The 12674-nt window shown below is 62.3% G+C and carries 14 protein-coding genes; 8 read left to right on the top strand and 6 right to left on the bottom strand.

Annotated elements, in window-relative coordinates:
* Positions 1-56: 56 nt before the first annotated feature.
* From ATY02_RS15325 to astA, 6 genes are all read left to right on the top strand, one after another.
* Positions 57-782 carry an ABC transporter permease gene (locus tag ATY02_RS15325; RefSeq protein WP_068575892.1) on the top strand — a complete coding sequence of 242 codons (726 nt, stop codon included), beginning with the start codon at positions 57-59 and terminating at the stop codon, positions 780-782.
* Positions 779-1489 carry an ABC transporter permease gene (locus tag ATY02_RS15330; protein WP_068575890.1) on the top strand — a complete coding sequence of 237 codons (711 nt, stop codon included), beginning with the start codon at positions 779-781 and terminating at the stop codon, positions 1487-1489. Before ATY02_RS15325 ends, ATY02_RS15330 begins: the two co-directional genes overlap by 4 nt.
* A gap of 61 nt (positions 1490-1550) precedes the next feature.
* On the top strand, positions 1551-2312 hold the full coding sequence (locus ATY02_RS15335; protein ID WP_068575888.1) for an ABC transporter ATP-binding protein: 762 nt from the start codon (positions 1551-1553) through the stop codon (positions 2310-2312).
* 12 nt (positions 2313-2324) lie between these two features.
* Positions 2325-2804 carry an Lrp/AsnC family transcriptional regulator gene (locus ATY02_RS15340; RefSeq protein WP_068575886.1) on the top strand — a complete coding sequence of 160 codons (480 nt, stop codon included), beginning with the start codon at positions 2325-2327 and terminating at the stop codon, positions 2802-2804.
* 139 nt (positions 2805-2943) lie between these two features.
* A complete protein-coding gene (gene ctlX / locus ATY02_RS15345; RefSeq protein ID WP_068575884.1) occupies positions 2944-3882 on the top strand; it encodes a citrulline utilization hydrolase CtlX in 939 nt (312 codons plus the stop codon).
* Positions 3879-4913 (top strand): arginine N-succinyltransferase, encoded by a 1035-nt coding sequence (gene astA, locus ATY02_RS15350; RefSeq protein WP_068575882.1) that lies wholly within the window; start codon positions 3879-3881, stop codon positions 4911-4913. Before ctlX ends, astA begins: the two co-directional genes overlap by 4 nt.
* On the opposite strand, the gene ATY02_RS15355 is transcribed toward astA, so the two are convergent.
* The 3 genes from ATY02_RS15355 to ATY02_RS15365 are packed head-to-tail and all read right to left on the bottom strand — an operon-like array spanning position 4873 to position 7710.
* The gene (locus tag ATY02_RS15355; RefSeq protein WP_068575881.1) at positions 4873-6324 is read right to left on the bottom strand and encodes an ArnT family glycosyltransferase; all 1452 of its coding nucleotides are present in this window, start codon (positions 6322-6324) and stop codon (positions 4873-4875) included. The genes astA and ATY02_RS15355 overlap by 41 nt on opposite strands.
* The gene (locus tag ATY02_RS15360) at positions 6321-7313 is read right to left on the bottom strand and encodes a glycosyltransferase family 2 protein (protein ID WP_068575880.1); all 993 of its coding nucleotides are present in this window, start codon (positions 7311-7313) and stop codon (positions 6321-6323) included. Before ATY02_RS15360 ends, ATY02_RS15355 begins: the two co-directional genes overlap by 4 nt.
* The gene (locus ATY02_RS15365) at positions 7300-7710 is read right to left on the bottom strand and encodes a GtrA family protein (RefSeq protein WP_068575879.1); all 411 of its coding nucleotides are present in this window, start codon (positions 7708-7710) and stop codon (positions 7300-7302) included. Before ATY02_RS15365 ends, ATY02_RS15360 begins: the two co-directional genes overlap by 14 nt.
* Positions 7711-7920: 210 nt before the next feature.
* Between ATY02_RS15365 and ATY02_RS15370 the strand changes: the two genes are divergently transcribed.
* Together ATY02_RS15370 and ATY02_RS15375 are read left to right on the top strand one after the other, a co-directional pair.
* Entirely contained in the window at positions 7921-8958 is a 1038-nt protein-coding gene (locus tag ATY02_RS15370) for an IS630-like element ISPa47 family transposase (RefSeq protein WP_011911785.1), read from the top strand.
* A gap of 196 nt (positions 8959-9154) precedes the next feature.
* Positions 9155-10018: a LysR family transcriptional regulator gene (locus ATY02_RS15375; RefSeq protein ID WP_068587281.1), complete on the top strand. Its 864-nt coding sequence runs from the start codon at positions 9155-9157 to the stop codon at positions 10016-10018.
* A 39-nt stretch (positions 10019-10057) separates the two neighbouring features.
* Here the strand turns inward: ATY02_RS15375 and ATY02_RS15380 are convergent, their stop codons facing one another.
* The 3 genes from ATY02_RS15380 to ATY02_RS15390 all read right to left on the bottom strand — a co-directional run bounded on the left by ATY02_RS15380 (position 10058) and on the right by ATY02_RS15390 (position 12647).
* On the bottom strand, positions 10058-10774 hold the full coding sequence (locus ATY02_RS15380; protein ID WP_068587280.1) for an HPP family protein: 717 nt from the start codon (positions 10772-10774) through the stop codon (positions 10058-10060).
* Between the two features lie 166 nt (positions 10775-10940).
* On the bottom strand, positions 10941-12101 hold the full coding sequence (locus tag ATY02_RS15385) for an MFS transporter (protein WP_068587278.1): 1161 nt from the start codon (positions 12099-12101) through the stop codon (positions 10941-10943).
* A gap of 30 nt (positions 12102-12131) precedes the next feature.
* Positions 12132-12647: a GNAT family N-acetyltransferase gene (locus tag ATY02_RS15390; protein WP_068587276.1), complete on the bottom strand. Its 516-nt coding sequence runs from the start codon at positions 12645-12647 to the stop codon at positions 12132-12134.
* Positions 12648-12674: the final 27 nt, after the last annotated feature.

Consider the following 12674-nt stretch of genomic DNA (forward strand, 5'->3'; position numbering starts at 1 on the left):
CCGGGACTGCAACAGTCGGTTCCAGGCCGAGCCATGGCGAGCGCAAGGTGACTGGCGTGAATACCCTACTGTCTCTGATTGGCCTGGACCCGACGGTCTTGCAAGGCTACGGACCGCTGTTGCTGCACGGTACCTGGACGACCCTGAAACTCTCGCTGCTGGCATTGCTGGTCAGCATGCTCCTCGGGCTTGCGGGCGCGGCGGCCAAGTTGTCTCCACTGCGCCTGCTGAACCTGCCGGCCACCTGCTACACCACGTTGATTCGCGGGGTGCCGGACCTGGTCCTGATGTTGTTGATCTTCTACAGCCTGCAGGGCTGGCTCACCGCCCTGACCGAGTGGCTGGAGTGGCCCTACATGGAGATCGACCCGTTCGTGGCAGGGATCATCACCCTGGGATTCATCTACGGCGCCTATTTCACCGAGACCTTTCGCGGGGCGATGGTCAGCGTGCCCCGGGGCCAGCAGGAGGCGGCTGCGGCCTTTGGCCTGAGTCGCTGGCAACGCTTTCGCTTCGTGGTCTTCCCACAGATGATGCGCTTTGCCTTGCCCAGCCTGGGCAATAACTGGCTGGTGCTGCTCAAGGCCACTGCGCTGGTCTCGATCATCGGCCTGGCGGACCTGGTCAAGGTGGCCCAGGAGGCCGGCAAGAGCACGTTCAACCTGCTGGATTTTCTGCTGCTGGCCGCGGCCTTGTACCTGCTGATCACCAGTGCCTCGAACCAGTTGCTGCGCCTGTTGGAGCGTCGCTATAACCAGGGTGTGCGAGGGCTGTCGCGATGATCGAACTGATCCAGGAATACTGGCGTGCGTTTCTTTTCAGCGACGGCGAGAGCCTGACCGGCCTGGCCATGACCTTGTGGCTACTGGTGGCGAGCCTGGCGATGGGTTTCGTCCTGTCGCTGCCCCTGGCGATCCTGCGGACCAGCCACTGGGCGTTGCTGCGCTGGCCGGTGCAACTGTTCACCTATGTGTTTCGCGGCACGCCGTTGTATATCCAGCTACTGATCTGCTACAGCGGCCTCTACGGCGTGGCGGCGATCCGCGAGCAGCCATTGCTGGAAGCTTTTTTCCGCGATGCCATGAATTGCACCTTGCTGGCCTTCACCCTCAATACCTGCGCCTACACGGTGGAGATCTTCGCCGGGGCCATCCGCAGCATTCCCTATGGCGAGATCGAGGCCGCCCACGCCTATGGGCTCAGCGGCTGGCGGCTGTACTGGCGGCTGATCCTGCCGTCGGCCCTGCGCCGGGCGCTGCCGTACTACAGCAACGAAGTGATCCTGATGCTGCATGCCACCTCAGTGGCGTTCACCGCCACCATCCCGGACATCCTCAAGGTGGCGCGCGATGCCAATGCCGCGACGTTCTTGACCTTCCAGGCATTCGGCATCGCCGGGCTGCTGTACCTGGGGTTGTCGTTCGCCCTGGTCGGCGCCTTCCGCCTGGCAGAACGCCGCTGGCTGGGTTTTCTCGGCCCGGCCCACTGAGCCCATTCGTCTATCCCTTGATCCAGAGCGTCGCCTGCGGCTGATGCTCCAGGAGCCCTAGATGTACAAATTGACCGTTGAAAATCTCTACAAGCGTTTTGGTGACAACGAGGTGCTCAAGGGCGTCTCGTTGAAAGCTCGGGCTGGTGATGTGGTGAGCATGATCGGCGCCAGTGGCTCGGGCAAGAGCACCATGCTGCGCTGTATCAACTTCCTGGAGCGTGCCGACGCCGGTGCCTTTGCCCTGGATGGCGAGACCATCGTCACCCGGGATGCCCCCGGCGGCATGCAGGTGGCCGACCCGGCGCAATTGCAACGCCTGCGTACTCGCCTGGCCATGGTGTTCCAGCACTTCAACCTGTGGAGCCACCTGAGCGTGCTGGAGAACATCATGCTGGCACCCTGCCGGGTGCTGGGCAGCAGCCGCAAGGAGGCCGAGGCCAGCGCCCGGGCGTATCTGGACAAGGTCGGCCTGGCCCAGCGAGTGGCCGAGCAGTACCCGGCGTTTCTCTCCGGGGGCCAGCAGCAACGGGTGGCCATCGCCCGTGCGCTGGCAGTGGAGCCGCAGATCCTGCTGTTCGACGAACCGACCTCGGCGCTGGACCCGGAACTGGTCGGCGAGGTGCTCAAGGTGATCCAGGCCTTGGCCGAGGAGGGGCGGACCATGCTCATGGTGACCCATGAAATGGGGTTCGCCCGGCAGGTGTCGAGCCAGGTGTTGTTCTTGCATCAAGGCAAGGTAGAGGAGCAGGGCAGCGCCGCGATCCTCGACCAGCCACAGAGTGAACGTTTGCAGCAGTTTTTATCCGGCCGTTTGAAGTGAGGGAGAACATCCATGGCGGACATCCGCGACCTGGCGATCGTGCTTGATCGTATCGACCAGGCCATTATCGAAGTGCTGCGCCATGAAGGGCGCATCACCTATCAGAAACTCTCCGAGCGCGTGCACCTCACGCCCAGGCCGTGCCTGGAGCGGGTGCGCAAGCTGGAACAATTGGGGGTGATTCGCGGGTACGGGGCGATCCTCGACGAGAAAAAACTGACTCCGGGATTGTCGCTGCTGGTGTTGGTAGCGCTCTCCAACCAGAGTGGGCGAGCGGCGCAAAAAGCCTTCGAGGCCAAGGTCCGGGGCTGCCCCCAGGTGCTGGAGTGCCGCTTGATCAGCGGCGCTTTCGATTACAGCCTGCGCATGCGTTGCCGTGACATGGAGCACTACCGGGTGCTGACCGAGGTCTGGTTCGACGACCCGGACCTGCACATCGACAAGCTGGTCAGCCATCTGGAACTGGCAATGGTCAAGACCGGCATGGAGTGACGCTCCGGCTTGTGCGGAATCGGCTGGAGTCTGGGGTCCATTCAGCCATTTTCTACTGTGCAAGCCTTCGGATCAGCCGGGTTTTGCCCGCGTACAAAACCACAATGGGTACCTCCCGACTCTCACTGATTGCGTGCCCATGCAGACCACCCATAGTGTTTTGATGATCCGTCCCTCGTGTTTCTCGTTCAACCAGGATACGGCGAGCAACAACAGTTTCCAGCGACCCGCCCTGGCCGCCGAAGATGTCCAGGCCAAGGCCCTGCTGGAGTTCGATGGTTATGTCGCCTGCTTGCGCGAACAGGGGGTGAAGGTACTGGTGCATGAAGACAGCGCAGTGCCTCACACCCCGGATTCGATCTTTCCCAACAACTGCTGGAGCAGCCACCCGGACGGCACCCTGGTGCTGTACCCGATGCAGGGACGCAACCGCCGCCTGGAGCGCTACAAAGGCGTACTGGCCCACTTGCATGAGCAATACCAGGTGACACGAACCCTCGACCTGAGCCCCCTGGAGCAGCAAGACATCTTCCTCGAAGGCACCGGCAGCATGGTCCTGGACCGCCAGCGGCGCATCTGCTACGCCGGCTACTCCAGTCGCACCCATGCCCGTGCCCTGGAGCAGTTGGCCGAGCTGCTGGACTACCAGCTCTGTGGGTTCCATGCCCGCGATCGCCAGGGCGTACCGATCTATCACACCAACGTGATGATGAGCGTCGGCAGCCAATTGGCCGTGGCCTGCCTGCTGGCGGTGGATGACCCGGAACAACGGGCGAGCTTGCAGCGCAGCCTGCAAGACAGCGGCAAACAGGTGCTGCCCTTGACCTGGGCCCAACTGGAATCCTTCGCCGGCAATATGCTGGAAGTGCACAACAGCGCCGGTGAGCCATTGCTGGTGATGTCGCGTACGGCCTGGCGCTCGCTGGACTTGCAGCAGCGTCGGTTGATCGAACGCCACGTCCAGCCCCTGCCGGTGAACATCGACACCATTGAACGCATCGGCGGCGGCAGTGCCCGCTGCATGCTGGCGGAAATCTACCTGCCTGAACGTCAACCCCAGAGGGAGCAATCACGATGATCGTCCGTCCTGCCAACCTGGCCGACTTGCCAGCCCTGCTGGATTTGGCCCATAGCGCCGGTGCCGGCCTGACCACCTTGCCCGCCGACGCCACGCGCTTGCGCCAGCGCCTGGAGTGGGCGCAGAAGACCTTTGCCGGCGAAGCCGAGCGGGCCGATGCCGACTACCTGTTCGTGCTGCAGAGCGAGCAGGGCGAAGCCGTGGGCATTTGCGCCCTGGCCGGGGCCGTGGGCCTGCGCGAGCCCTGGTACAACTACCGGCTGGGCTTGTTCGTCGCGGCCTCCAGGAACCTGGGCATCAACCAGCAACTACCGACCCTGTTCCTGGGGAACGACATGACCGGGCATTCGGAGTTGTGTTCGTTGTTCCTGCACGCCGATCATCGCAGCGGCCTCAACGGCCGCCTGCTGTCCAAGGCGCGGTTCCTGTTCCTGGCCGAGTTCCGCCAATGCTTTGGCGAAAAGGTGATCGCCGAGATGCGTGGCTACTCCGACGAGGCCGGGGTTTCGCCCTTCTGGGAAGGCTTGGGCCGGCATTTCTTCAAGATGGACTTTGCCGCCGCCGATCATCTCACCGGCCTGGGTAACAAGACCTTCATTGCCGAACTGATGCCCAAGTTCCCATTGCCCACCTGCCTGCTGCCCGAAGCCGCTCGCGCGGTGATCGGCCGGGTCCACCCCAATACCGAACCGGCCCTGGGCATGCTCAAGGCCGAAGGATTCGGCTTCAAGGACTACATCGATATCTTCGACGGTGGCCCGCTGATCGAATGTGCGACCGGCGATATTCGCGCCGTACGCGACAGCCAGGTCCTGCAACTGAGCATTGGCACCCCTGGCGAGCAGGCCGAGCCATACCTGATCCATAACCGCCAGTTCGCCACCTGCCGGATCACCGCGGCTCCAGCCCGGGTCGCAGCTGGCACGCTGATTGTCGATGCCGCCAGTGCCCGGGCGCTGGGCCTGGGAGCCGGGGCCTCGGTGCGGGCGGTCAGCCTGGCGGTACCGCTGCGGCAGCGTTCGGCGGCCTGATGGATTGCCCGGTGCACCAGAACAACAGGCTCTGGCTGGCCCGCAGTTGCTCCACGCAGCCCAGGGTCGGCAATTGCTCGCGCTCCTGGTCAAGGTCCTTCATCCGCCGCGCCAGGTAGAACGCCCGGTCAGTGGGCAATTGTTCCAGGGCCTTGACCCGGCGTGCTTGCCCCGCGCTGTAGAACTCAGCGGAATAGGAGCGGCGTCCCCAGTAGTAGAGCGGCCCGGGCTGGGTCGCTTGCAGGTCGTTCCAGGCCCTGGCCAGGGCTTGCTGGTTCTGCGGTCGTTGCAGGGCGGCGCCGTTGTTTACGGTGAACAGCAGGCCCAGCGGCAGCAGCAACGACAGCACCAGCAACAGGTACGGTGCGCTCCTGCTGCTGCGTTGCGGCAGTGCTTGCAGGGCCAGGGCCAACAACAGGCACCAGGCGGGCAGGGCAGGCAGTACATAGGTCCAGAGGATGTTGCCCGAAAAGGTAAAGAACAGCGGTGTAACCAGCGCCCACAAGGTGATGAAGCTCAGGCGGCGGTCGACCCCCGCAGGTGTCCGGTAGAGCCGGTACAGCAGCGGCAGCAATAGGCTCCAGGGCAACAGCGCCATCAACAGTTCCAGCCAGATGCTGGCGAAGGGCCGTTCGTGGGCGCTGCCGTACAGGTCGCCAGCCCAGTCGCTGACCACATAACGCTTCCAGTGTTCGCCCACCAGGAAGTAGTCGAGAAAGCCAGGGCTGCGCGACTCGGCCAGGAGGTACCAGGGCAGTGCAACTAATAGCATCAGGCCCACGCCGCTCGCCCAGGGCAGGCGATAGAGGGCCCGCCACTGCCTATTGAACAGCGTCCACAAGCCTGCCTGGGCACCGACCAGAACCAGAACCAGCGGACCTTTGGCCAGTAGCCCGAGGCCCAGGCCGAAGAAACCCGCCAAGGCCCAGCCGCGGTCGGCATGCACGCAGCCGCGCCAGAAGCCGTAGCAGGCCAGCAGGAGGGAAAAGCTCAGGGCCGGGTCGGTCAGCACCACGCCCGCCGCCAACAGGCCCAGGCTTGAACTGGAGAACAGGATCGCCGCCAACAGGCCACTGCGCTCGTCGTACTCCTCGCGGGCGAAGCGGATCAGGATCAGGCAACTGGCTACATGAAACAGCCAGGCCGGCAGGCGCACGGCGAATTCGTTGATCCCCAGGACCTGCATGGCCAGGGCCTGGCTCCAGAACGCCAACGGCGGCTTGCCCCAGAAGGGCACACCGTAGTCGAACATCGGCGTCACCCAATCGCCCAGCTCGAGCATCTTGCGCGCCATCTCGCCGTAGCGTGCCTCGGAGGTGTCCATCAGCGGATAGAGCCCCAGGCTTGCCAGGCGCAGGCCGAGGATGCCCAGCAGCAACCACCACAGGGTGCGGGTTGGAAGGGCGTTCATCGGATCCGCTCTTGCTCGTCGGACTCAAGCGCAGGAGGCGCCTGCAACTGGCGGGAAAACCCGCCAAAGGTGCTACGCAGGAAGTACAGCGGGCGACGCTTGACCTCCACCAGTGCGGCGCCGATGTATTCGCCCACCATGGCAACGCCCACCAGGACCAGGGCCAGGGCACCGAGGATCAGGTGATCCACGCTGAAGGCGTCGACGAACCATTGGTGCATCAGGTAAGTACCGGTCAACAGCAGCGTTGCCAGGCTCAATACGCTGAACCAGCGCAGCGGCTTGCGTGAGAACGCCAGCACACCCTCCATGGCCAGGTCCACCAGGGCCATGGGGCTCCATTTCGACTCACCGGCCTTGCGCCGGGCCCGTTGGTAGGGAATTTCGATGGTCCTGAAACCCAGCCAATTGACCAGGCCTTTCATCAGGGTGGCCCGCTCCGGCATGTTGCGCAGGGCATTCAGGGGAGCGGTACCGATCAGGCGGAAATCGCTGACATCCGGTGGTACCGGGTACTTGTCCACCAGCAGGTTCATCAACTTGTAGTAGAGCTGTGCGCTCAAACGCTTGCCGGCGGTATCGCTGCGCCGGTCGCTGCGTTGCATGTTGACGATGTCGTAGCCGGCCAGCCAGTGGCGGACCATGGCGGGAATCAGCTCCGGCGGGTCCTGCAGATCGGCATCGATAAACAGTACCGCGTCCCCCATTGCATGATCGATGCCTGCCGACATCGCCGACTCCTTGCCGAAGTTACGGCTCAAATTGAGGCAGCGCACCTTGGGCGCACGACAGAATTGTTCCAGTAGTTGGTCACTTCCATCCTGGCTGCCATCGTTGACATACACGACTTCGTAAGCCACGGGTAACGCATTCAATACCAGCATGAGGCGATGATGGAACTCGGGCAGTATGTGGGCCTCGTCATAACAGCAGACAATGATGCTGATAATCGAGTGGTTATCCATCGGTACGCAACTAGGCAACTTCATTTTTAAATGTCCAGGTTCGGTTTATCCAATAGCTGCCCAAGGTCAGGCAGAGCGTGCTGAGCATTTGCATCGACAAGGGAGAGTCTGGGTAGAGCGCCAGCAGGCACAGCATCAGCAGGGCGTTGCCGAGGTTGTAGCCGGCAGCCACCAGGCAGAAGCGCAGGGCCTGGGTGTTCCTGGTAGTGCCGACTGGTGGGAAGGTCCAACGCTTGTTGCCCAGGTAGGCGACCCAGGTGCCGAGAGCGGCACCGAGTAGGCTGGCGAGTAAGGCTGGCAAGGGGCCGAGCAACAGTAGGAACAATATGTAATGACTCAGGGTGGCAACACCTCCCACCAGTAGATAACGGAAAAGTTGTTTTAATGGGTGGCCTGATGAACTTATCGATAGTCGCGACATGAATGAACCCAAGCGTTTAAGGCTGATTGATTCTTGGGAAAATAATGTCGGTAATCAGTGGGTGTTTTGTGAAAATTTCGTTTGTCGCGTGGCGTGTAATATTTCACCAAGTAACTGACAAAGTTGTAATTAATTACCCGGGGCTGGCTGCGTCGTGGCTTTGCTTATTAACCTGGCAAATAAATAGGGCATATTAGATAATCTGTCTCCATGAAAATAGATGCCCGTAAACTCAGCCCCCAAGAACAACGTGAAAAGCGCTCCACGGCCCTACGCATGCGTGAGCAGGGTTACACCTACAAGGCTATTGGCGAAGCGGTTGGTGTTCACCCCCGCACTATTGCTCACTGGGCGCAGGTCGCAGAACATAAAGGCGAAAAGGCTGCCATTGCCGGCGGCCAGCGTGGTGTGCGCCAGGGTGATCGCCGCAGTTTGAGCTCCAGCCAGGAAGTGCTGATTCGCACCTTGATGACCGATAAGATGCCCGACCAACTCAAGCTCGGCTTTGCGCTCTGGACGCGTGATGCGGTGCGAGAACTGATCCGCCAGCGCTGTGGTTTTCTCATGCCGGTTCGAACGGTTGGTGAATACCTCAAGCGTTGGGGCTACACCCCGCAGCGCCCACTGCATCGGGCTTATCAGCAGAAACCTGAAGTGGTTCAGCACTGGCTGGATAATGAATATCCACGCATCGCACAGCGGGCCAGGGCTGAGAATGGTGAGATTCAGTGGGGCGACGAAACCGGTATGCGCAGTGACAGCCATGCTGGCCGCAGCTACGCCCCTATTGGCGAAACGCCGGTGCGCCTGGTCAGCGGCAGTCGTTTTTCCACCAACATGATTTCCACCGTGACCAATCGGGGCAAACTGCGCTTCATGCTGTATCGGGAAACGCTGACAGCCCCAGTGCTGATTCGCTTCCTGAGTCGCCTGATTCGCGATGCTCAGGGCCGCAAGGTGTTCCTGATTCTCGACAACCTGCGCGTACACCACAGCAAAAAGGTGAGCGCCTGGGTTGGCGACCGCAAAGAGCAAATCGAACTGTTCTTCTTGCCGGCCTACGCCCCGGAGTTGAACCCTGACGAGTATTTGAATTGTGATTTGAAACATCAGGTTCGCACGGGCTTGCCGGCGCGTAATCAGGACGAACTGGAAAGGCGTGTTCGCTCGGTCATGAGACGATTGCAATTACGCCCTCAAAGAATCCGTTCTTATTTCCGGCATCCACGTATCGCCTACGCAGCATGATTTGGTGTATTTGATTGCCGGGTTAATAGTTAAGTTGTTAGTTGGATTACAATAGAATGGCGTATTTGTTAGTTTGCCGTCAGCCATGGCCATGTACAGGCGATGGGCGATGGGCGAGGCACCGGTCATTTGCACCACTGGTTCAAAAGAGACGGGCCGTTACAATGGCGCTCGACTTCGACGCTACAGAGGCACTATGGATATCGATCTGGCCCGCACCTTCCTGGAGATCGTCCGCAGCGGCAGCCTGATTGCCGCCGCCGAACGCCTGCACCTGACCCAAACCGCCATCAGCGCCCGGGTGCAGAACCTGGAAGGCCAGCTCAACTGCAAGCTGCTGGTACGCAACCGTGCCGGTGCCAGGCCCACGGCCGATGGCGAGGCCTTCATTGCCTACGCCAACCAGCTGGTACAGACCTGGGAAGCGGCCCAGCGCGACCTGCCATTGCTGGCTGGCTATCGCAATGTGCTGCACATCGGTGGTGAGTTGAGCCTGTGCAATCCGCTGATGCTCAACTGGGTGCGCCGCCTGCGCCAGGCGCTGCCCAACCATGCGGTGCGCACCCAGATCGGCGACGGCGCGAGCTTGCAACGGCAGTTGGAACTGGGCGTGCTGGATGCGGCGCTGGTGTTCCAACCGCTGTACTCGCCGGGCCTGCAAGTGGAGCAAATGCTTGAGGAAAAACTGATCCAGGTGCGCCTGGCTGGCCGTCCACAGCCCTATGTCTATATCGATTGGGGCGAGGACTTCCGGCGCCAGCACGATGCCGCCTTGCCGGAGCAGGCCAAGGCCGCGGTGGGTTTCAACCTGGGGCCGCTGGCGCTGCAGTTCATCCTCGATGCCGGTGGCAGTGGCTACTTCCGTACCCGGGTGGTGCAGAGCTACCTGGACAGTGGTGTATTGGAACGAGTGGAAAAGGCCCCGGAGTTCAGCTTCCCGACCTATCTACTCTATGCCCGGGAGCGGGATTCGGAGCCGCTGCAACAGGCTTTCGATGTCTTGCGCGAGGTCATCCAGAGAGATAACGACTGGTCCCAGCGCTGGTCGCCGATGGTCTGAGCGCAACATGGCAGCCGGCAAGCGGCTGCCTGAAAAGGCTCAGGGGCGCGACTGTGGGGCCGAGGACAGCACCTGGCCAATACTGCGGCGGCGGGCGTGTGCTTCGCTGGCGTGGATCAGTTGCTCCAGGTCCTCGGGGGTGACATCGAAGAACTCCTCCATTTCCTCCAGGGCCCGCTTGAGATCGACGGCAGTGATCGCCAGGCTGTCGCTGGGCCCGGCGGGGGCGAGGACCGCCGGCGGCTCGCCCGGCCCCTTGGGATAGCGGGTACGGGTCAGGTTGTTGTAGACCAGGGCACTGGCCAGCAGACTGGCCGCGGCCAACATTACCGGGCCCAACTCGCGCCAGTCGAGGGCGACACTGGCCGGGTCGGCCAACACCAGGGTCAGGGCCAGGGCACCGGCCGGTGGGTGCAGGCAGCGCAGCCAGCACATCAGCACCAGGGCCGTGCCGGCAGCCAGGCCTGCGCTGCCCAGGCTGCGCCCCAGGAAGTGGGCGGCCAACAGGGCCATCACCGCCGCGCACAGGTAGCCCCCCAGGATCGACCAGGGTTGGGCCAGGGCGCCGGAGGATACCGCGAACAGCAGCACGGCCGATGCCCCCAGGGGACCGATCAAGTGCAAGGCCACCGGCATGCCGAAGACCTTGGCGCAGAGCCAGACACTGAACAGGGGGCCCAGGGCCACGCCGATGGCAGCGCGACTCCATTCCAGGGGGCGGGTATTGATGGCGGCGGGTTTCCAGCGGGTGAACATCGACACAAGCGATCCATTTTCAGGCGGGCAAAAAGAAGGGCTTGTCTGGATCACCAGAAAGCCCTTGAACGTTCCAACATTTGGGGGAGGAACCGGCGCAGTCTGCCGAGGAATCGATGGGTTGGCAAATTCATAATAATGCAGCTTAAGTGCAGATTTTTTGCACTCAAACCCCCGTCCGGCGGGCACTGCGATAACACAGGCAACCACCGGCGGCGCTCAGGCCGGCCAACACATAAAACATGCTGGCCGGGATGCTGTGGGTCAGCAGGTAGCCGCAGATGATCGGGCTCAGGGCACCGCCCACCGCCGCCAGGTTCTGCGCGGCGTAGTAGCTGCCGCGCAGGGACTCGGGGGCCAGGGTGTCGACGAACAGGAATTCTGCCGGGTAGATGATCATCTCCCCCAGGGTGAACACCAGCATTGCCAGGCACCAGAGCAGCAGGTTGTCGGCAACGCTGAAACCGATCAGGCCGGCCATGAACAGGGCCGTGCCCAGGGCGATCCAGTAGCGCAGTTGCTCGCGCTTGAGAAAACGACCGATCTGGTATTGCAGCGCGATTACGCACAGGGCGTTACAGGCCAGCAGCGCCGCCATGGTGTCCAAGGCCTGGCGAGGTTCCTGGGTGACCATCAGGTACTGCGACAGGTAGAGCGTGAAACGCCCGTGGACGATGGTGCTGAGCAAGCAGCCAGCGGTGAAGATGACCAGCGTGCGATCGTTTTTCAGGGTCGCCAGTGTCGTGAGGAAACTCAGCGGCTTGCCGATGTCGACCGCACCTCGGCCCACGCCGCGCATCAGCCACATGCTGCCAAGGGCAATGGCCCCGGCCAGCAGGAACGGGGCCTGAAACATATAGCCGGCGATCACCACTCCCAGCATCGGCGCGGTGGCGTAGCCGATGTTGGTCAAGGTGTAGCGCAGGGAAAAGACTCGGGCTCGCTGCTCCTGGGGCAGGCATTCACTGATGATCGCCTTGGAGCCGATCAGGAACAGCGCCGAAGCCGTTTCCACCAGGACCAGCACCACGGTAGTCAGCCACAGATCCTGGGCGAAGGTCAGCAATATGAAACCGATGCCGCTGGAGAGCATGGTCAGGATCAGCAGCCGGCGCTTGTCCAGGCGATCGATGATGTAGCCGCCGTACAGGGCGAGCAGGGTGGCGCTGAACACCGCGATGCCCAGCAGCAGGCCTACGTCCTGCTGGTCCAGGCCCAACTTGTGGCTGAGAAACTGGGTGAGCAGGGCACCGGTCAGGGCCCGGCTGACGACGATGGTCAGCGAGCAAATGAGCAACCGGCGAATGATCAGTGAGTAGGCAGCCATGGCCTCGTACGGTCCTTGTGCTGATGGCGTCTACAACAGCAGGCGCATGGCGCAACGGCGCAGCGCCGGCAATCCATGTTGCTGTTCATCGAGCAGCACCTGTTCCAGGCGTGTTCCCAATTGCCCGGCATCCAGGGTGATAAAACCCTGGCGCTGATAAAAAGGCTCGTTCCATGGCAACTGCCGGAAGGTCGTGAGGGTCAGGGCCTTGAGTCGCTGCTGCCGGGCGTGCTCGATGGCCGCCTGCAACAGTGCCTTGCCGATCCCCTGGCCCTGGTAATCACTGGCTACGGAGATTTCCCAGATGTGCAGTTCGTGGCCAAGGGGTTCGGCGCACAGGAAGGCGCAAGGCTGGTCCTCTGCCGGGCAAGCCACCCAGACCGGCAGGCGCTGGATATTGCGCCGGTGTCCTTCGGCGTCCAGCACCGGGGCCTCGGCCAGCCAGGCCAGTTGCGGATCGCGGAGAAACAGTCTGGCGGCGCAGGTTTCGATAGCGGGCAGGGCATTGGCATCGGACACTCGCGCCCGGCGGATATTGATCGTCATGGACGCGAGTGTAAGGAGGCAGCGGTA

It is taken from the genome of Pseudomonas sp. BIOMIG1BAC (assembly GCF_001705995.2).
GTDB lineage: Bacteria > Pseudomonadota > Gammaproteobacteria > Pseudomonadales > Pseudomonadaceae > Aquipseudomonas > Aquipseudomonas sessilinigenes.

What these genes read in the sequence shown, in the direction of transcription:
- ATY02_RS15330 (WP_068575890.1), top strand. Translation starts at nt 779, where the DNA reads ATGATCGAACTGATCCAGGAATACTGGCGTGCGTTTCTTTTCAGCGAC.
- ATY02_RS15335 (WP_068575888.1), top strand. Translation starts at nt 1,551, where the DNA reads ATGTACAAATTGACCGTTGAAAATCTCTACAAGCGTTTTGGTGACAAC.
- ATY02_RS15340 (WP_068575886.1), top strand. Translation starts at nt 2,325, where the DNA reads ATGGCGGACATCCGCGACCTGGCGATCGTGCTTGATCGTATCGACCAG.
- ctlX (WP_068575884.1), top strand. Translation starts at nt 2,944, where the DNA reads ATGCAGACCACCCATAGTGTTTTGATGATCCGTCCCTCGTGTTTCTCG.
- astA (WP_068575882.1), top strand. Translation starts at nt 3,879, where the DNA reads ATGATCGTCCGTCCTGCCAACCTGGCCGACTTGCCAGCCCTGCTGGAT.
- ATY02_RS15355 (WP_068575881.1), bottom strand. Translation starts at nt 6,324, where the DNA reads ATGAACGCCCTTCCAACCCGCACCCTGTGGTGGTTGCTGCTGGGCATC.
- ATY02_RS15360 (WP_068575880.1), bottom strand. Translation starts at nt 7,313, where the DNA reads ATGAAGTTGCCTAGTTGCGTACCGATGGATAACCACTCGATTATCAGC.
- ATY02_RS15365 (WP_068575879.1), bottom strand. Translation starts at nt 7,710, where the DNA reads ATGTCGCGACTATCGATAAGTTCATCAGGCCACCCATTAAAACAACTT.
- ATY02_RS15370 (WP_011911785.1), top strand. Translation starts at nt 7,921, where the DNA reads ATGAAAATAGATGCCCGTAAACTCAGCCCCCAAGAACAACGTGAAAAG.
- ATY02_RS15375 (WP_068587281.1), top strand. Translation starts at nt 9,155, where the DNA reads ATGGATATCGATCTGGCCCGCACCTTCCTGGAGATCGTCCGCAGCGGC.
- ATY02_RS15380 (WP_068587280.1), bottom strand. Translation starts at nt 10,774, where the DNA reads ATGTTCACCCGCTGGAAACCCGCCGCCATCAATACCCGCCCCCTGGAA.
- ATY02_RS15385 (WP_068587278.1), bottom strand. Translation starts at nt 12,101, where the DNA reads ATGGCTGCCTACTCACTGATCATTCGCCGGTTGCTCATTTGCTCGCTG.
- ATY02_RS15390 (WP_068587276.1), bottom strand. Translation starts at nt 12,647, where the DNA reads ATGACGATCAATATCCGCCGGGCGCGAGTGTCCGATGCCAATGCCCTG.